General features: G+C 75.3%; 12 protein-coding genes. 4 read left to right on the top strand and 8 right to left on the bottom strand.

Annotated features, from left to right (window positions below; all coding sequences use genetic code 11):
* Positions 1–31: 31 nt before the first annotated feature.
* Complete coding sequence (locus ACI8AC_RS14990) at positions 32–1,240, bottom strand: saccharopine dehydrogenase family protein (protein ID WP_456898592.1); 1,209 nt, start codon at positions 1,238–1,240, stop codon at positions 32–34.
* A gap of 108 nt (positions 1,241–1,348) precedes the next feature.
* Here ACI8AC_RS14990 and ACI8AC_RS14985 point away from each other — a divergent pair, with 108 nt between their 5' ends.
* Complete coding sequence (locus tag ACI8AC_RS14985) at positions 1,349–2,878, top strand: APC family permease (RefSeq protein WP_456898591.1); 1,530 nt, start codon at positions 1,349–1,351, stop codon at positions 2,876–2,878.
* Between the two features lie 61 nt (positions 2,879–2,939).
* The gene (locus ACI8AC_RS14980) at positions 2,940–3,359 is read left to right on the top strand and encodes a universal stress protein (protein WP_456898590.1); all 420 of its coding nucleotides are present in this window, start codon (positions 2,940–2,942) and stop codon (positions 3,357–3,359) included.
* A 58-nt stretch (positions 3,360–3,417) separates the two neighbouring features.
* On the opposite strand, the gene ACI8AC_RS14975 is transcribed toward ACI8AC_RS14980, so the two are convergent.
* The 3 genes from ACI8AC_RS14975 to ACI8AC_RS14965 form a co-directional block, all read right to left on the bottom strand.
* The gene (locus ACI8AC_RS14975; protein ID WP_456898589.1) at positions 3,418–4,626 is read right to left on the bottom strand and encodes an NAD(P)/FAD-dependent oxidoreductase; all 1,209 of its coding nucleotides are present in this window, start codon (positions 4,624–4,626) and stop codon (positions 3,418–3,420) included.
* A gap of 72 nt (positions 4,627–4,698) precedes the next feature.
* A complete protein-coding gene (locus ACI8AC_RS14970; RefSeq protein WP_456898588.1) occupies positions 4,699–6,351 on the bottom strand; it encodes a LuxR C-terminal-related transcriptional regulator in 1,653 nt (550 codons plus the stop codon).
* A gap of 169 nt (positions 6,352–6,520) precedes the next feature.
* The gene (locus ACI8AC_RS14965; RefSeq protein ID WP_456898587.1) at positions 6,521–7,912 is read right to left on the bottom strand and encodes an aspartate aminotransferase family protein; all 1,392 of its coding nucleotides are present in this window, start codon (positions 7,910–7,912) and stop codon (positions 6,521–6,523) included.
* A gap of 105 nt (positions 7,913–8,017) precedes the next feature.
* On the opposite strand from ACI8AC_RS14965, the gene ACI8AC_RS14960 reads away from it, so the two are divergent.
* Positions 8,018–8,509 carry an Lrp/AsnC family transcriptional regulator gene (locus ACI8AC_RS14960; RefSeq protein WP_456898586.1) on the top strand — a complete coding sequence of 164 codons (492 nt, stop codon included), beginning with the start codon at positions 8,018–8,020 and terminating at the stop codon, positions 8,507–8,509.
* 197 nt (positions 8,510–8,706) lie between these two features.
* Here the strand turns inward: ACI8AC_RS14960 and ACI8AC_RS14955 are convergent, their stop codons facing one another.
* The 4 genes from ACI8AC_RS14955 to ACI8AC_RS14940 form a co-directional block, all read right to left on the bottom strand.
* The gene (locus ACI8AC_RS14955; protein ID WP_456898585.1) at positions 8,707–10,587 is read right to left on the bottom strand and encodes a primary-amine oxidase; all 1,881 of its coding nucleotides are present in this window, start codon (positions 10,585–10,587) and stop codon (positions 8,707–8,709) included.
* Positions 10,584–11,618: an agmatinase gene (speB, locus tag ACI8AC_RS14950; RefSeq protein ID WP_456898584.1), complete on the bottom strand. Its 1,035-nt coding sequence runs from the start codon at positions 11,616–11,618 to the stop codon at positions 10,584–10,586. The genes ACI8AC_RS14955 and speB overlap by 4 nt, the downstream gene beginning before the upstream one ends.
* A gap of 236 nt (positions 11,619–11,854) precedes the next feature.
* On the bottom strand, positions 11,855–13,456 hold the full coding sequence (locus tag ACI8AC_RS14945; protein WP_456898583.1) for an acyl-CoA synthetase: 1,602 nt from the start codon (positions 13,454–13,456) through the stop codon (positions 11,855–11,857).
* 60 nt (positions 13,457–13,516) lie between these two features.
* Entirely contained in the window at positions 13,517–15,181 is a 1,665-nt protein-coding gene (locus ACI8AC_RS14940; protein ID WP_456898582.1) for a SpoIIE family protein phosphatase, read from the bottom strand.
* A gap of 264 nt (positions 15,182–15,445) precedes the next feature.
* On the opposite strand from ACI8AC_RS14940, the gene ACI8AC_RS14935 reads away from it, so the two are divergent.
* The gene (locus tag ACI8AC_RS14935; RefSeq protein ID WP_456898581.1) at positions 15,446–18,820 is read left to right on the top strand and encodes a pyruvate carboxylase; all 3,375 of its coding nucleotides are present in this window, start codon (positions 15,446–15,448) and stop codon (positions 18,818–18,820) included.
* Positions 18,821–18,857: the final 37 nt, after the last annotated feature.

Genomic DNA, 18,857 nt, shown 5'->3' with positions numbered 1-18,857 from the left:
GGCCCCGCGCCCCGGCCGACCGGCGCGGGCGTCAGCCGCCCTCGCGCATCCCCCAGGGGGAGCCGTAGGCGGTCAGCAGGTCGAGGAAGGGCACCGCGTCGAAGGCCTCCGGGCCCAGCACGCCCGACCCGGACCACCGGCCGGTGGCCAGCAGCTCGAGGGCCACGACCGGGTTGACGGCGGTCTGCCAGACCACCGCCTGGGCCCCGTACTCCGCCATCGACCAGGCGTTGTCGACCACGTGGTACAGGTACACCTGCCGGCGGGCGCCGTCCGTGCCGGTGCCGCTGACCCACAGCCCGGCGCAGGTCTTCCCCGTCATCAGCTCGCCGAGCCCGGCCGGGTCGGGCAGCACGGCGGCGACGACGTCGCGCGGGGAGACCTCGAAGCCGCCGACGCGCACCGGCTCGGTGCGGTCCAGCCCGAGCTTGTGCAGCGTCTTGAGGACGTCGATGAACTCCGTGCCGAGGCCGTACTTGAAGGTGACCCGCCGCGCGTCCACCCAGCGCGGCATGAGGAGCACCTCCTCGTGCTCCACGTTCACGCACTCGACCGGCCCGATCCCCTCCGGGAAGTCGAAGACCTCCGGCTCGCTGAACGGCGGGGTGGTGAACCAGCCCCGGTCGCGCTCCCACACCACCGGCGGGTTGAGGCACTCCTCGATGGTCGTCCAGATGCTGAAGGACGGCGCGAAGTCGTGGCCGCGGACGGTGAGGTCCGCCCCGTCCCGGACGCCGAGCTCGTCGATCTCGGTGAACAGGTGGTCGGCGGCGTAGCGGGCGAACACGTCCGACAGCCCGGGTTCCACGCCGATGCCGACCAGCGCCAGCCGGCCGGCGGCCTCCCACTCGCCGGCCAGGGCGAACTGCTCGTCGCCGAGCTTCACCCCGGTCTGCTCGTAGGGCCGCTCCGGGTGCGGCCGCGACAGCGACATCGCCATGTCCAGGTAGTCGACGCCCGCGGCCAGCGCGGCCCGGAACAGCGGCATGACGAAGCGCGGGTCGGTCGCGTTGAGCAGCACCTCGCAGGAGTGCTCGGCCAGCAGCGCGCGCACGCCGGCCTCGTCGGAGGCGTCGACGCGGGCGGCCACCAGCCGGGGGTCGCCGGTCGCCGCCACCGCCTTCTCCGCGCGGGCGGGGTCGAAGTCGGCCACCACGAGGCGGTCGACGAAGGGTCGGCGGGCCGCGATGGCGGCGACCGCACTGCCGACGCCACCGGCGCCGACGAGCAGGATGCGCATGTCCACCTCCACAGGTGACCGGCAGCCTAGCGACGACTTCCGTCGTATCAACAGGTTCGTGACCACCAAACCCTTGCCGAAAGCGGCTCCGGCTGCGATAACCGTCGGATGAGCCACCAGCAGCCGCCGGCGGAGGCGCCCGCCGAGCTCCGGCACAACGCCATCGGGTTCCTCGACGCCCTCGTCATCGGCCTCGCCTCGACGTCGCCGGCCTACTCGATGGCGGCCGTCATCGGCCCCGTCGTCGCCCTGGTCGGCGTCTACGCGCCGGGCGTGTTCCTGGCGTCCTTCGTGCCGATGCTGCTCATCGCCTCGGCCTTCTACTACCTGAACCGGGCCGACCAGGACTGCGGCACCACCTTCTCCTGGGTCACCCGGGCGATGGGCCCCTGGGTGGGCTGGCTGGGGGGGTGGGCCATCGCCATGACCGGCGTCCTGGTGATCGGCTCGCTGGCCGACGTCGCCGTCCGGTTCGGCCTGCTGGCCCTGCAGCTGGACGGCCTGGCCGAGAACACGGTGGTGATCCGGGTGCTCACCGTGCTGGTCATCCTGCTGATGACCGCCGTCTGCGTGCTCGGCACCGAGCTGTCCGCCCGGCTGCAGGACGTGCTCATCATCGCCCAGGTCGCGGCGCTGCTGGTGTTCGCCGTGGTGGCGATCGTGCGCGGTCTCGGCGGGGACGCCGTCGAGGGCGGCGGGCTGACGCCCGAGTGGTCGTGGCTCAACCCGTTCGGCGCCGGCGGGGCGGCCCTCACCGGCGGCCTGCTGCTGGGCGTCTTCATCTACTGGGGCTGGGAGTCGGCGGTCAACCTCACCGAGGAGACCAAGGACTCCGCCTCCGCGCCCGGCCGGGCCGCGATCGTCTCGACCGTGCTGCTGCTGGTGACCTACCTGGCGGTGGCCTACGCCGTCCTCGTCTTCTCCGGGACCGGCTACCTCGAGGCCAACGCCGGCGAGGAGGAGTTCATCTTCGCCCTGCTGGCCGGTGACGTCCTCGGCGGGTGGGACTGGGTGCTCCTGCTGTCGGTGGCGACCGCCGCCCTGGCCTCCACCCAGACGACGATCCTCCCGGCGTCCCGGACCGGGCTGTCGATGGCGCGCCGGCACGCGTTGCCGCACGGCCTGGCCCGCATCCACCCGCGGTACCGCACCCCCGACGTCTCGACGTGGTGGGTCGCCGGGATCGCCATCGCCTGGTACCTGCTGGTCAGCGCCATCAGCGAGAACGCCCTGTTCGACTCGCTCACCGCGCTCTCGCTGCTCATCGCCTTCTACTACGCCCTCACCGGCATCGCCTGCGCGGTGTTCTACCGGCGGCGGCTGACCCGCAGCGTCAAGGACCTGCTGCTGATCGGCGTCGGCCCGGTGGTCGGCGCGCTGCTGCTGCTGTGGCTGCTGGTGGAGTCGCTGGTCGACCTGGCCGACCCGGCCAACTCCTACAGCGGCCAGGCGTGGCTCGGCGTGGGCCCGCCGCTGGTGATCGGGGTCGGGATCTTCGTGCTCGGCCTGGTCGTCATGGCCGTCTGGCGGGTGCGCGACGGCCGGTTCTGGCAGGAGCGCACCACCACCGCCGAGCGGCTCGAGAGCGACATCGCCGCCGGCCGCAGCGCGGCGGCCGTCGAGGACCCCGCGCCGTGACGGGCGACCCGGTGCACCGAGGACCCGCTGACCGGCCGGGAGGCCGACGAGAGGAAGAGGCATGAGCATCGTCCTGGGCTACGACGAGTCCCCGGGAGCCCGCCGGGCGCTGGACCTGGCGATCGACCTGGCCGGCCGGCTCGGCGAGCCGCTGGTGCTGGTCTTCGGGGCCGCGCCCCCCGGCACCGTCGGCGAGGAGGCCGGCGAGCACTACCAGGCCATCGCCGAGCTGGGCCGGGCCGCGACCGCGCACGCCGTCGAGGCCGCCCGGGCCGCCGGTGTGGCGACGGTGGTCGAGGTGCTGCCCGACAAGCCGGTCGATGCGCTGCTCGACGCCGCCGAGCGGCACGACGCCCGGGTCGTCGTCGTCGGCTCGTACGGGGAGACCCCGCTGCGCGGGGCGATCCTGGGCTCGGTGCCGCACAAGCTGCTGCACCTCTCCCACCGGCCGGTGCTCTGCGTCCCCGCCGCGGAGGGCTGACCACCCAGCCGGGGCCCGGGCGCGGCGGCGGGGAACCCGTCGCGCCCGGGCCCGCCGGTCACGCCGCCCGACCGCGCAGGATCCTCGCCGCGTTACCGGGGGCGAAGAAGTCCCCGGGCGGCACGGTGCCGGCCACGACACCGGCGAACGCGTCCATCGCCTCCGGGTCGAGGGCGACCGCGGCGAGCAGCCGCTGCACCTCCTCGGACGGCGGCGCCAGCGTGGCCAGCTCGGTGGTGAAGCCGTACATCGGGAGCAGGCGGGCATCCCGCTCGCGGTGGTGCGCGCCCATCGCGTCGTCGGAGGACCGTCGACCGCGCAGGACGTCGTCCAGCGCCGCGGCGCAGGACTCGGCGTCGAGGAAGGCGTCCGACATGCCCTGGGCGGTGATCGGGTCCATGGTGCAGCCGGCGTCCCCGACCAGCACCCAGCCGGGCCCGGAGGGGACGCGCAGGACGTTGCGCACCGAGCCCCCGGAGAACGGCGCCACCCGGGTGGCCGCCCGGACCCGGGCGCCCCACTCGGGCACGAGGTCGAGGGTGCGCAGGTAGCTGCCCTCGACATCGGCCTTGTAGGCGGCCACCTCGGCGGTGGGCCAGCCGACGACGACGAGGGTCAGCCCGTCGTTGGTCGGGATCGCCGCCCACCCCCGGCCGGGGCGGGCCACGCTCGCGAAGGTCTCCTGCGGCAGGTCGCGCCAGTAGGTGTAGTAGCCCCACTGCAGCTTCGGCCGGGTCAGGTACTCCCGGGCCCCGGCCAGCCGGGCGACGCGGGACGCGCGGCCGTCGGCGCCCACGACGACGCGCGCCCGCTCCGCCACCGGGCGCCCGCCGGGGCCGTGCCCGGTCACGCCGACGACCGTGCCGCCCGCCCGGAGGAGGCCGTCCACCGTGGTGCGCTCGCGCAGTTCCGCGCCCGCTGCCACCGCAGCGCGGACGAGGATCGCGTCCAGCAGGTGGCGCCGCGGGGCGTAGGCGGTCCCGCTGCCGTCGACGGCGGGCGGGCAGCCGGTGATGGTGACGGGCCCGAAGTCGAAGGAGTAGCGCTCGATCGGCGGGCAGCCGGTCGCCGTCACCGCCTCCAGCAGGCCCCAGCGCCGCAGGGCCGCGACGCCGGGGGCGTGGACGACGTGGGTGGAGAGGGTGTCGCTGGGGAAGGTGGCGCGGTCCACCAGGAGCACCCGGTGGCCGCGCCGGGCCAGCAGCATGGCGGTGGCGGCGCCGGCGCACCGGGCGCCCACCACGATCGCGTCGTATCGGGGGTTCACGACCGTCCTCCTCGGGGGCTGGGTGCCGGTCACGCTGCCCTCGTCGCGCCCCGGGGGGATCGGTGAGCTCGCCTATCCGCGTCCCCCGACCTGCCGGGTGGCGTAGGCGGCGGCCTCCGCGCGGCTGCGCAACCCCAGCTTGGCCAGCACGCTGGCCACGTGGTGCTCCACGGTGCGGCGGCTGAGGAACAGCCGGGTCGCGATCTCGGGGTTGGACAGCCCGTGACCCAGCAGGTCCAGCACCTCGGCCTCCCGCCGGGTGAGCGGCCCGCCGGCGCGGGGCGGTGGCGGTGGGCGGACGCCGAGGGTCCGCAGCAGCGCGGTGGCGGCGTCGGCGTCCCGGGTGGCGTTCAGCCGGCGGAACTCCTCCAGCGCCGCCCGCGCCTCGGCCCGCGCCACGGCGGGCCGGTCGGCCGCGACCGCCCGGGCGAGGGCCAGCCGGCAGCGCGCCGCCTCCACGGGGGTCTGCGCCCGGGTGAAGCCGGCGAGCGCCTCCCGCAGGCACGCGCACGGGTCGCTGCCGCCGGCCAGGCACACCTGGGCGCGGGCCAGCGCCGCCGTCGCCAGCGGGTACGCGCCGCCGGAGCGCCGGGCGCCGCGCTCCGCGCACGCGGCCGCGGCACCGGCCTCGTCCAGCCGCCCTGCCGCCAGGTGCACGTCCACCAACCCGGCCCACAGCGGGACGGCCTCCGAGCCCCCGGGGTCGAGCGCGGCCAGCGCCCGTTCCAGGGTGTCGCCGGCGCGTTCGGTCTCGCCGCGGGCCAGCAGGACCGCCGCGCGGGTGCGGGCGACCACGCCGACGTCCTCCTCGTCGACGTCCTCCAGGAGCTGCTCGGCCTCCTCGAAGCGGCCCTGCCGGGCACGCAGGTCGGCCAGCCGGACCAGCGCCCCGGCCCGCAGGCCCGACCGGCGGCTGAGGCCCCAGAGGCGCACCGCGGCGGTCAGCGCCTCCTCGGCCTCCGGCCACCGGCCCGCCGTGGTGAGGACGCCGCCGTAGTGGGTGCGGCAGAACGCCGACACGGCCGGCAGCCGCCGGCGCCGGGCGACGGCCTCGCCGACCCGGATCCACTCGTCGGCCCGGCGGACGTCGCGGGCGTGCTCGCAGGCGGCGAAGAGCTGGCAGAAGATCTCCTCGAGGACGATGACGTCGCCCACGTCCCCGCCGGCGACCGCGGCCAAGGCCTCGTCGAGCATGGCCATGCCCTCGTCGACGCGGTCCCGGTGCACGAGGGAGGCGCCGAGGTAGGCGAGCGTGGCCATCTCCAGGTCGGTGTCGCCGACGTCCCGGGCGACGGCGAGGGCCCGCGCGTAGCACTGCTCCTTCCGGACCCGGTCAAGCTCGAACATGCCGAGGTCGAGCGCCACCCAGCCGGCCTCCCGGGACCCCTCCGCGGCGCCGGAGAGGGAGCGGGCACGGGCCAGCCAGCCGCCGGCCACGGCGCGGTCGCCGAACACGACCAGGTGGATGCAGGCCACCGACCGCGCCACCCGGACGGCGCCCAGCCGGTCGCCGGCGCGGCGGTGCGCCGCGTAGGCGCGCTCCCACTGCTCGGCGGCGGCGGCGAAGTCGAGCTCGAGGTAGGCGGCGTGCGCCAGTGCCTCGAGCTCCTCGCCCGAGGCCTCCGCGGGGTCGACGTGCGCGAGCAGCCGGCGCGCGGTGGCCGCGTCGCCGGTGCGCAACGCCACCCGGCTCTCGGCGAGCGGGTCCCCTCGGGGGACGCCCACGCCGCCATTGTGGCCCGCACCGGCCACCCGATCACCGGGTGCGCGCGCCGGGCCTCGCCGGGGCAGCCTCCCCGGCGGTGATCACGGGCATCCCGCCGGGACGGCCGGCGTGTCGGGCCTGTGGCCTGCCGGGACCCCGTGATCCCCGGAGGGAGGAGGGGTGGGTCTCCTACAGCCGGGTCCAGGCCTCGGTGAGGACACCGCGCAGCACCTGCTCCATGAGGTCGAACTCGGCCTGGCCGCAGACCAGCGGCGGGGCGAGCTGGACGACCGGGTCGCCGCGGTCGTCGGCGCGGCAGTACAGGCCGGCCTCGAACAGGGCGCCGGAGAGGAAGCCGCGCAGCAGCCGCTCGGACTCCGCGTCGTCGAAGGTCTCCTTGGTGGCCTTGTCCTTGACCAGCTCGATCCCGTAGAAGAACCCGTCGCCGCGGACGTCCCCGACGATCGGCAGGTCCAGCAGCCGCTCCAGGGTGGCCCGGAACGCCCCCTCGGTGGCCAGCACGTGGGCGCCCAGGCCCTCCTCCTCGAAGATGTCGAGGTTGGCCATCGCCACCGCCGCGCTGACCGGGTGGCCGCCGAAGGTGTAGCCGTGCGGGAAGGACGTCGTCCCCCGCAGGAAGGGCTCCACGACCCGGTCGGAGGCGATCATGGCGCCGATGGGGGAGTAGCCCGAGGTCATGCCCTTGGCGCAGGTGATCATGTCGGGGACGTAGCCGAACTTGTCGCAGGCGAACGTCGTGCCCAGCCGGCCGAAGGCGCAGATGACCTCGTCGCTGACCAGCAGGACGTCGTGGCGGTCGCAGATCTCCCGGACCCGCGCGAAGTACCCGGGCGGCGGCGGGAAGCAGCCGCCGGCGTTCTGCACCGGCTCCAGGAACACCGCGGCCACCGTCTCCGGGCCCTCGAACAGGATCTGCTGCTCGATCTGGTCGGCGGCCCACCGGCCGAAGGCCTCGGGGTCGTCGCCGAAGACCGGCGCCCGGTACAGGTTGGTGTTGGGCACCCGGAACGTGCCCGGCACCAGCGGCTCGAAGTCGGCCTTGAGCGCGGGCAGCCCGGTGATGGACAGGGCGCCCTGGGTGGTGCCGTGGTAGGCCACGGCGCGGCTGATGACCTTGGTCTTGCCCGGCTTGCCGGTCAGCTTGAAGTACTGCTTGGCGGCCTTCCACGCGGTCTCGACGGCCTCGCCACCACCGGTCGTGAAGAATACCCGGTTGAGGTCGCCGGGGGCCGCGGCGGCCAGCCGCTGGGAGAGCTCGACGGCCGCCGGGTGGGCGTAGGACCACAGCGGGAAGAACGCCAGCGTCTCGGCCTGGCGGGCCGCGGCCTCGGCCAGCACCCGGCGCCCGTGCCCGGCCTGCACGACGAACAGCCCGGCCAGCCCGTCGAGGTAGCGCCGGCCGCGGTCGTCGTAGATCCACGGCCCCTCGCCGCGCACGATGACCGGAGGCGGGGTGTCCCGGTAGGCGCCCATGCGTGAGAAGTGCAGCCAGAGGTTGGCCGTGGCCTCGGGGCCGATCGGCCCGGCCGGGGCTGCGACGTCCTGCTCGGTGGTGGTCATGACCACGGATCCCGTCGTCGTCGGAGGGTGATTGTGGGGTGAATCGTAGCCGTCGGGGCTCTGGACCGACGACACCGTCCGTGCGGCGGCCGATAGGATCACGCGATGACGATGCGGGGTCAGTTCGTGCTGGACGACGTCTCGCGCGCGATCATCGAGCAGCTCCAGGAGGACGGCCGGCGGCCCTACGCCCGCATCGCCGCCGCGGTCGGGCTGTCGGAGGCGGCGGTGCGCCAGCGGGTGCAGCGGCTGCTGGACGCCGGGGTGATGCAGATCGTGGCGGTGACCGACCCCCTGCAGGTCGGCTTCTCGCGGCAGGCGATGGTGGCGATCCGCACGAAGGGGGACCTGCGGGCGGTCGCCGACCGGGTCGCCGAGTTCCCCGAGGTCGACTACGTCGTGGTCACCGCGGGGTCGGTCGACCTGCTCGTCGAGGTGGTCTGCGAGGACGACGACCAGCTGCTGGAGATGATCGCCCGGCTGCGCGCCGTCGAGGGCGTGGAGTCCACCGAGACCCACCTCTACCTGGGCCTGCGCAAGCAGACCTACGCCTGGGGCACCCGCCGCCCGCAGCTCCCGCCGGCCGCCGAGGACTGAACCGGAGCCCCTGTCCCGGGGCTCGCCGCGAGCCTGGTGTGGTGCTGGAGCGGCCTCCTGCAGGGGTCCGCCGCGAGCCTGGTGTGGTGCTGGAGCGGCCTCCTGCAGGGGTCCGCCGCGAGCCTGGTGTGGTGCTGGAGCGGCCTCCTGCAGGGGCCCGCCGCGAGCTCGCGAGCGGTGGGGGGCAGGGGGTCCTTCTAGTGGCAGCGCGACGGGTCGGGCGGCACGTCGAGGGCGGGGTTGCGGTCGAAGAAGCCGACCGGCCGCAGCTGGAAGGACACGACGTCCACGGGCATGACCGGCCAGTCCTCGGGCCGGGTGATGTGGTGGATGCCGAACACGTGCCACAGCACGATGTCGGTGTCGGCGATGGGCCGGTCCGCCCGCGTCCAGGCGGGCAGGCCGTCGTCCTCGCGGCTCTGGTTGCAGAACTCGCCGGCGGGCCAGCGCTCGTCCTCCGCGTACGGGGTGACCCACAGGGCGTGGTCGACGACCCGGGCGCGCTGCCGGAACGGCGCGGCGGGGTCGGCGATGACCGGGAAGGCCGACGAGGGGACGAGCTTGTAGGCCGGCGGCGTCCCCAGCCGGGTGCGGCGCCCGCGGTTGACCACCTTCCAGCTGCGCTGGGTGGCGTAGTCCGGGTCCTGCCGGCCCTCGGACTCGGTGCCGAGGGCCCGGCTGCGCTGCACCAGCGCCAGGCCGTGGGGGTTGCCCTCCGAGACCGGCAGCGCCTCGCTCTCGGAGACCACGACGGTGTTCTCCGGGCCGTCGACCTCCATGTCGAGGCGGGCGACGATGAAGTGCTGGTGGTGCGGGGCGTAGGTGCGCTCGTCGACCACGGTCCCGTACGGCGGGGCGTCGCCGTCGAAGGCGCTGGTCACCATGATCCCGGTGGCCCGCACCTCGCACTGGATCGTGCCGTCCTGGTAGAAGCGCCAGTAGACGAGGTACTCGTAGTTGGCCACGGTGGCGTGGAAGGAGACGACCATCCGCCGGGAGCGGCGCACCTCGGCGCCGGCCTGCTCGTCGACGTGCTTCCACAGCACGCCGTCGTCCTCCTCGTGCAGGCAGATCGCGTTGCGGATCGGGTAGGGCTCGCCGCGGCTGTCGTGCAGGACGGCGTCGACGTAGGTGATCTCGCCGAGGCAGTCGCAGCCGAGCTCCAGCGAGGTGGTCATGAAGCCCAGGCCCCACTCGCCGATGTCGAAGGCGGTCCGCCGGTGGTGGTCCGGGCTGGGGTCGCGGTAGGGGACGACCATCTCCGCGAAGGACATGCGGTGCGCGATCGGGCGCCCGTCGTAGGCGACCCGGTGCAGCACCAGGCCCTCGCGGTGGTTGAAGCCCAGCCGCAGCGTCCAGTTCTGCCAGCGCAGCTCGTTGCCGTCGAGGGTGAAGGAGACGCCCTCGGGCTGGGTGATCTCCAGGGGCCGCACGTCGGTGCGCTGGGTCAGCCCCGGCACCAGCGAGGGCACGTACTCGCCCATGACCGCGGGGCGGGCCGGCGGGGGGGTGTCCTCGATGCGCAGCAGCTCCATCGTGTTGAGGTCCACGACCAGGTGCAGGCCCATGACCGGGTTGGCGTAGGGGTTGGCGCCGGGAGCCGAGCGCTGCCAGACGTCGGTCCACCCGACCCGGCGGTCCTGCAGCCCCTCGGGGATCAGCGAGTGCCCGTAGGCCCAGGTGTCGATGAGGACCAGGTCGAGGTCGGTGATGCCGCGCCGGGCGAGGGCGGCGACGACGTCAGGGTGCGCGATGAGCGTCTCGTGCGCCTCGTGCCACTCGTCGAGGGTCATGTTCGCCTGCCGGCCCGGCTGCGCCTCCCAGGAGAGGACGGCGTCGTCGGTGAGCGAGACCAGCGCCTTGTACGGCGTCCCCTCGTCGCGGCTCCAGCAGGTCACCCGGGCCTCGCGGCGGATCGGGTCGCCGGGGCGGAAGGCGCGGACGACGTCCTTGGCCGGCTCGCGCAGCTCGATGGAGGCGAACCGCCAGCGCTCGTCCACGCCCCTGTCCCGGCGCAGGATGCCGGCCGCGGCCCGGAACTCGTCGGCGGTGAGCGGGTCGAGCGGGTGGGCGGTCACGGGGTGTCCTCTCGGGGGCGGCGGTCGGCGAGCAGGGGGAGGGCGGGGTCCCACCGGGTGCCGTCGCGGGCGTCCCGGCGGCGCCGGGCGATCGCCGACAGGGCCTCGAGGACGACGCGGTTGGCCAGGGCGGCGGTGACGTCGGCGGGGTCGTAGGGCGGGCTGACCTCGACCACGTCGATCCCGACGACCGGCAGCTCGAGGCAGAGCCGGCGGACGGCGTCCAGCAGCTGGCGGGCGGTGAGCCCGCCGGGCTCGGGGGTGCCGGTGCCGGGCGCGTGCCCGGGGTCGCAGACGTCGATGTCGACCGAGAGGAACACGCCGTCGCAGTCGTCGGTGGCGATCGCCGAGGCCTCGGTGAGGCACGCGTCGAGCCCGCGGTGCCCGATCTCGGTCATCTCGTAGGAGCGCATCCGCTGCGCGGCCATCCAGTCCAGCGTCTCCGGCCCCGGCCAGTAGCCGCGCAGGCCGATCTGCAGGAACCGGTCCCCGCGCAGCGCGCCGGACTCGATGAGCCGGCGCATCGGCTGGCCGTGACCCCACAGCGAGCCGAACTCGATGTCACCGGTGTCGGCGTGCGCGTCGAAGTGGACCATCGACACCCGCCCGTGGCCGAGCACGTCGGCGACCCCGCCGGCGTCGGCGAAGGCGATGGAGTGGTCCCCGCCGAGGACGACGGGGATCGCGCCCGCGCGGACGACCGCGGCGACGGCCTCCCGGAGGGCGGGCAGGGCGGTCTCGATGTCCCCGGAGTACATCTCCACGTCCCCGGCGTCGAGCACGCGCAGGTCGCGCAGCCCGTCGGTGCGCAGCGCCAGGCTCGGCCGGGAGCCGTCGTGCGGCAGGTAGTCGGTCATCCGGATCGCCTGGGGGCCGAAGCGGGTGCCGGGCCGGTGCGAGGTCCCGCCGTCGAAGGGGGCCCCGACGACGACGACGTCCGCGCCGGCGAGGGACGCCGGGTCCCCGAGGTCGCAGCGGTCGACCCCGAGGAAGGTGATGTCCGGGCCGAACTGGGCCCCGTAGCGCGGCATGACCTCTCCCTCCGCGGGGACCGTTCGCCCCGCCCCGGTGCGCCCTCGACCGTGGAAACCGTGGTGACATCGTCGATCGGCCACGGTATCCGTCGCGAGAGGCCGAGTGTAGCGGCGGGTGGGGGGGCGGGAGGGAGGTGGCCGAGCCGTCGACGACCACCGTCCCGGGCCGGGCACGGCAGGCGCGCCGGCGTCCGGTCGGGGGCGGTGATCGCGGCAGGACCGGCAGGCCGTGCTCAGCCCTCGTCGGCGAGGCCGGCGTGCTGCTGGCGCAGCTCGCGCTTGAGGATCTTGCCGCTGGGGTTCTTGGGCAGCGCGTCGGCGAGGACGACGTACTTCGGCCGCTTGTAGCCGGCCAGCCGCTCCCGCGTGTGGGCGTGCACGTCCTCGGCGGTCAGGGTGGCCCCGGGCCTGGGGACGACGACCGCCGTGACCGCCTCGATCCAGTGCGGGTGGCTGATCCCGAACACCGCCACCTCGGCGACCCCGTCGAGCTCGTACACCGCCTCCTCGACCTCCCGGCTGGCCACGTTCTCCCCGCCGGTCTTGATCATGTCCTTCTTGCGGTCGACGACGGTCAGGTAGCCGTCCTCGGTCATGGTCCCGAGGTCGCCGGAGTGGAACCAGCCGCCGGCGAACGCCTCGGCGGTCTTCTCCTCGTTCGCGTGGTAGCCCAGCGTCGCGTGCGGGCTGCGGTGCACGATCTCGCCCACCTCGCCCGGCGGCACCGGCCGGCCGGCGTCGTCCACCACCCGGGTCTCCACGTTGAGCGCCGCCCGGCCCGCCGAGCCGGCCCGCTCGAGCTGCTCGTGCGGCCGCAGGATGGTGGCCAGCGGCGCCATCTCCGTCTGGCCGTAGAAGTTCCACAGCTGCACGTCCGGCAGCCGCCGGGCCAGCTCCCGGAGCACCTCCACCGGCATCGCCGAGGCGCCGTAGTAGCCCTTGCGCAGGCTGGAGAGGTCGGTGCTGTCGAAGTCGGGGTGCCGCAGCAGGGAGATCCAGACCGTCGGCGGGCAGAACAGCTTGGTCGCCCGCTCGCGCTCGACCGCGGCCAGGATCGCCGCCGGGTCCGGTGCGGGGAGGATGACGCTGGTCGCGCCCAGGTACACGTCGGGGGAGAAGAAGCAGTCCAGCTGGGCGCAGTGGTACATCGGCAGGGAGTGCACCTCGACGTCGTCCGCGGTCATGCCCCCGTCGACGATGCAGCTGACGTACTGCGCGACCAGCGCCCGGCTGGAGAGCAGCACGCCCTTGGGCCGGGACTCCGTCCCCGAGGTGTACATCATCCGGATGGGGTCGTCGTCGGCGACGAGGACGTCGGGCGGGGTGTCGTCCCCGGTCCGCCACCAGTCGTCGACGTCCTCCCAGCCGCTGGAGGGAGCGGCGCCCGACAGCCCGATCCAGCCGCGCACCCCGCCGTCGATCCCGGCCCCGGCCAGGGCCTTCTCGGCGGTGGGCGCGAGGGCGTCCTCGGCGACGATGCCGGCGGCGCCGGAGTGCTCGAGCACGTAGGCCACCTCGTCCGGGCCGAGCATGAAGTTCACCGGGACGAGGACCACGCCCATCCGTGCGGTGGCGAAGGCGACGACGGCGAACTGCCAGCAGTTGTGCGACAGCAGCGCCAGCCGGTCGCCCTTGGCCAGGCCGCGGTCGGCCAGGGCGTGCGCGGTCCGGTTGACCGCGGCGTCGAACTCCGCGTAGGTGACCCGCAGGTCGCCGGCCACGACGGCGGTCCGCTCCGGGTACCGGGCCGCGGTGCGGTGCAGCAGGTCGCCGACCGCGTGCTGCCGGGCGCGGGCGATCGCGGCGGTGGTCTCGGGGGTGTACGTCGTGGTCATCAGGGGGACCTCTCCGGGGCCGGCGGGACGGTCAGAGACTGCCACCGGGCCCGCCCCGGGTCACGCCCCGTCGACCTCGACGGCCCTGTCGGCCCCGTCGACCTCCACGGCGAGGACGGCGACGTCGTCGCGGGCCCGCCCGGTGAGGACGCCGTCCACCAGGCGGTCGCACAGCTCCTCGAGCGGGCGCCCGGAGAGACCGGCCAGCACCGCGGCCAGCCGGTCGGTGCCCTCGTCGATCGACGTGCCGCCGTGCTCCAGCAGGCCGTCGGTGTAGAGGACCAGCACGTCCCCGGACCGCAGCGCCGCCCGGTGGTCGGTCCGGAGCGTCGCCGGCGGGCCGACCCCGAGCAGCCGCTCGGGCGTCGTGTGGAGCACCCGCACCCCGCCGTCGGCCCGGAGCACCAGCGGCGGCGGGTGCCCGGCCGAGGACCACCGCAGCGTGTGCTCCCCGGTCGCCCGCTGGGCGTCGTCCTGCTCCAGCCGGGCCACCAGCGCGGTGGCCAGCGTGCCCGGGCCGAGGCCGCCGAGGACCCGGTCGACGCGGGCGAGCGTGCCGGCCGGGGTGTCGCCGCGGTCGTAGGCCAGCGCGCGGACGGTGCTGGCGAGCCGGCCCATGGCCGCGGCCGCCTCGAGGTTGTGGCCGGCGACGTCCCCGATGACCGCGACCAGCGCCCCGTCGGCGGTGCGGAACGCGTCGTGGAAGTCCCCGCCGACCAGCGCCCGGCTGCTGGCCGGGCGGTAGCGCACCGCCACCCGGAGCGCGTCCGCGGGCGGCGGCGGGGGGAGCAGGCTGCGCTGCAGCGTCTCGGCGACCTGCACCTGGCGGCGGTAGAGGCGGGCGTTGTCGAAGGCCAGCGCGGCGCGGCGGGCGACGTCCACCGCGACGGCGATCTCCGCGGCCGAGTGCGGCGGGCGGTCGCCGGCGTTGACCAGCGAGAGCACGCCGAAGGTCTCACCGCGGGAGCGGACCGGCACGAACACGCAGCTCCGGGCGTCCAGCCGGCGCCAGGCCTCGCGGACCTCGTCCGTCGGCGTCGTCGCGGAGACCAGCGTCTGGTCGATGCTGGTGACCTGGACAGGGGCGCCCGAGACCAGCGCGGCGGTCACCGCGTCCTGGGTCCGGGCCCCGTGCAGCCGCCCGGACAGGTAGGTGTCCAGCGCGTCGAGCAGGGTCGGGTCCCGGTGGGCGCGGGCGGTCTGCTCGGGGCCGCCCTCGTCGGCGATCACCGTGACCGTCGCCCAGTCGGCCAGCCGCGGCACCAGCAGGGCGGCCAGCCGGTCGGCCGGGACGCCGGTGTCGAGCGTGGTGATCATCGCCTCGCTGACCTCGGCGAGGTAGAGCAGCCGGTCACCGTCCCCCGGGCCGGCCGGCGGCGGGGGGACCGCGCGGAAGGAGACGTGCAGCAGCCCGCCGGCCGCCTCGGCGACGGCCGACAGCCAGCGGCCGGTGCCCGGGTGGTAGCCCTGCCAGCTGACCGGCTCGGCGGAGCGGCGGGCGTGCCGCAGGAAGGCCTCGAAGGGCGTGTCGGCGAGCCCGGGCAGCGCCTCGCGCAGGTCCCGCCCGAGCAGCTCGTCGCGGGGCAGGTCCAGCAGCCGGGCGCCGGCCGGGTTGACGTAGCGCACGGTCCAGCCGCGGTCCAGGACGCCCACGCCGTCGGGCAGGTGCTCCAGGACGGCGGCCGCCAGCGCCGGCTCGACCTCACCCCCGGCGGACCCGTGCACCCCGCCTCCGTCCCCCGGGCCGCTGCTCTCGCGACCAGGTGCCTCGAGACCAGGCCCCTCGGGACCGGGGGCCAGGCAGGCACAGTACTGGCGCTGCGGCGGCTGGTGGTGACAGGAGGGACCGGTGCCGCACCCCGGGGGTGACGCCCGTGGGGCCGGGCGCTGCGCGGCCCGGCTTCCCGTGCCGGACGGCGTCCGGTTGGATCGACGGGCACGGACGGTTCCGGGCCCGGGACCCACGACGAGCACCGCGGGAGGACCCCTGTGTTCACGAAGGTGCTGGTGGCCAACCGCGGGGAGATCGCGGTGCGGGCGTTCCGGGCGGCCTACGAGCTCGGCGCCGGGACGGTGGCGGTCTTCCCGTGGGAGGACCGCAACTCGGTGCACCGGCTCAAGGCCGACGAGAGCTACCCGATCGGCGAGGTGGGGCACCCGGTGCGGGCCTACCTGTCCGTGGCGGAGGTCGTGGCGGCCGCGCGCCGGGCCGGGGCGGACGCGGTCTACCCCGGCTACGGCTTCCTCTCGGAGAACCCGGACCTGGCCGACGCGTGCGCCAGGGCGGGGATCACCTTCGTCGGACCGCCGGCGGAGGTGCTGGAGCTCACCGGCAACAAGGCCCGGGCGATCGCCGCGGCCCGGGCGGCGGGGCTGCCGGTGCTGGCCTCCACCGAGCCCACCGACGACCTGGACGCGCTGGTGGCCTCGGCCGAGGCGCTGCCGTTCCCGGTGTTCGTCAAGGCCGTGGCCGGGGGTGGCGGGCGCGGGATGCGGCGGGTCGCCGACCCGGCCGAGCTGCGCCCGGCGGTGCAGGCGGCCATGCGGGAGGCCGAATCGGCCTTCGGCGACCCGACGGTGTTCTGCGAGCAGGCCGTGGTCGACCCCCGGCACATCGAGGTGCAGGTCCTGGCCGACGGCGCCGGGGACGTGGTGCACCTGTTCGAGCGCGACTGCTCGGTGCAGCGCCGGCACCAGAAGGTGGTGGAGCTGGCGCCCGCGCCCGGCCTGGACCCGGCCCTCCGGGAGCGGATCTGCGCCGACGCGGTCGCCTTCGCCCGCGCCATCGGCTACGTCAACGCCGGCACGGTGGAGTTCCTGCTCGACCCCGCCGGGCGGCACGTGTTCATCGAGATGAACCCCCGCATCCAGGTCGAGCACACGGTCACCGAGGAGGTGACCGACGTCGACCTGGTGCAGGCCCAGCTGCGGATCGCCGCGGGGGAGACCCTGGCCGACCTGGGCCTGGCCCAGGAGACGATCGTGCTCCGCGGGGCGGCGCTGCAGTGCCGGATCACCACCGAGGACCCGGCCAACGGCTTCCGCCCGGACACCGGCCGGATCACGACCTACCGGTCGCCGGGCGGTGCCGGGATCCGGCTCGACGGCGGCGCCTCGCTCGGCGCGGAGGTCGGCGCGCACTTCGACTCGATGCTGGTGAAGCTGACCTGCCGCGGGCGGGACTTCGGCATGGCCGTGGCCCGGGCCCGCCGGGCGGTGGCCGAGTTCCGCATCCGCGGCGTGGCCACCAACATCCCGTTCCTGCAGGCCCTGCTCGACGACCCCGACTTCGCCGCCGGCCGGGTCACCACCTCCTTCATCGAGCAGCGCCCGCAGCTGCTGACCGCGCGGGCGTCGGCCGACCGGGGCACCCGGCTGCTCACCTACCTGGCCGACGTCACGGTCAACGAGCCGCACGGCCGGCGCCCGCACCTGGTCGACCCGGCCACCAAGCTGCCCGCCGTCGACCTGCGGCAGGCCCCGGCGGAGGGGTCGCGGCAGCGGCTGCTCTCCCTCGGCCCGGAGGGCTTCGCCGCGGACCTGCGGGCCCGCACCGCGCTGGCGGTCACCGACACCACGTTCCGGGACGCGCACCAGTCGCTGCTGGCCACCCGGGTGCGCACCAAGGACCTCGTCGCCGTCGCCGGCCACGTCGCCCGGACCGTGCCGGAGCTGCTGTCGCTGGAGTGCTGGGGCGGGGCCACCTACGACGTCGCGCTGCGGTTCCTGCACGAGGACCCGTGGGAGCGGCTGGCCGCGCTGCGCGCGGCGGTGCCGAACCTCTGCCTGCAGATGCTGCTTCGGGGCCGCAACACCGTCGGCTACACGCCCTACCCGGAGCAGGTGACCGACGCCTTCGTCGCCGAGGCCGCGCGCACCGGCATCGACGTGTTCCGGGTCTTCGACGCGCTCAACGACGTGGCCCGGATGCGCCCGGCCATCGACGCGGTCCGCGCGGCCGGGACGGCGGTGGCCGAGGTCGCGCTCTGCTACACCGGGGACCTCTCCGACCCGGGTGAGGACCTCTACACCCTGGACTACTACCTGCGCCTGGCCGAGCGGATCGTCGACGCCGGTGCGCACGTCCTGGCGATCAAGGACATGGCCGGGCTGCTGCGCCCGCCCGCCGCCGCGACCCTGGTGCGGGCGCTGCGGGAGCGCTTCGACCTCCCGGTGCACCTGCACACCCACGACACCGCCGGCGGGCAGACCGCGACCCTGCTGGCCGCCTGGGAGGCCGGCGTGGACGCCGTCGACGGGGCGGTGGCCGCCATGGCCGGGACGACGTCCCAGCCGCCGCTGTCGGCGATCGTGGCCGCCACCGACACCACCGAGCGCGCCACCGGGCTGTCCCTTGCCGCGATCAACGACCTCGAGCCGTACTGGGAGGCGGTGCGGCGGGTCTACGCGCCGTTCGAGTCCGGGCTGCCCTCGCCCACCGGGCGGGTGTACACCCACGAGATCCCGGGCGGGCAGCTGTCCAACCTGCGCCAGCAGGCCATCGCCCTGGGCCTGGGGCAGCGGTTCGAGGAGGTCGAGGACGCCTACGCCGCCGCGGACCGGCTGCTGGGCCGGCTGGTCAAGGTCACCCCGAGCTCCAAGGTGGTCGGCGACCTGGCGCTGCAGCTGGTCGGGTCCGGGGTCTCGGTGGAGGAGTTCGCCGCCGACCCGGGGCGCTACGACCTGCCCGACTCGGTCATCGGGTTCCTGCGCGGCGAGCTCGGCGACCCGCCCGGCGGCTGGCCCGAGCCCTTCCGCACCCGGGCGCTGGAGGGCCGCCGTCCCGCCGAGCCGCCCGCGGAGCTGTCCGACGAGGACCGCGAGTGGCTGGCCAAGGACCCCCGCGGCACCCTCAACCGGCTGCTGTTCCCCGGCCCCACGCGGGAGTACCTCGCCCACGACGAGACCTACGGCGACGTGTCGGTGCTGCCGACCAAGGAGTTCCTGTACGGGCTGCGCCCCGGCGACGAGCACGCCGTCGACCTCGAGCCCGGCGTCACCCTGCTCATGGGCATCGAGGCCGTCTCCGACCCCGACGAGCGCGGCATGCGCACCGTCATGGGCACCCTCAACGGCCAGCTGCGCCCGGTCGCGGTGCGCGACCGGTCGGTCGAGGCCGCGGTCAAGGCCGCCGAGAAGGCCGACCGCACGCAGCCGGGCCATGTCGCGGCGCCGTTCGCCGGCGTGGTCACCCTCCAGGTCGCCGAGGGCGACGCCGTCGAGACCGGCCAGCCGGTCGCCAGCATCGAGGCCATGAAGATGGAGGCCGCCATCACCGCCCCCGTCGCCGGGACGGTGCAGCGGCTGGCCATCGGGGAGGTGCAGCAGGTGGAGGGCGGCGACCTGCTCGTCGTCCTCGGCTGACGGTCCTCGGCCGAGCGCCGGCCGGCCCGCCGCCGGC

The sequence above is a fragment of the Geodermatophilus sp. SYSU D00758 genome, assembly GCF_054049955.1.
This window is presented reverse-complemented; position numbering and strand designations above follow the sequence as displayed.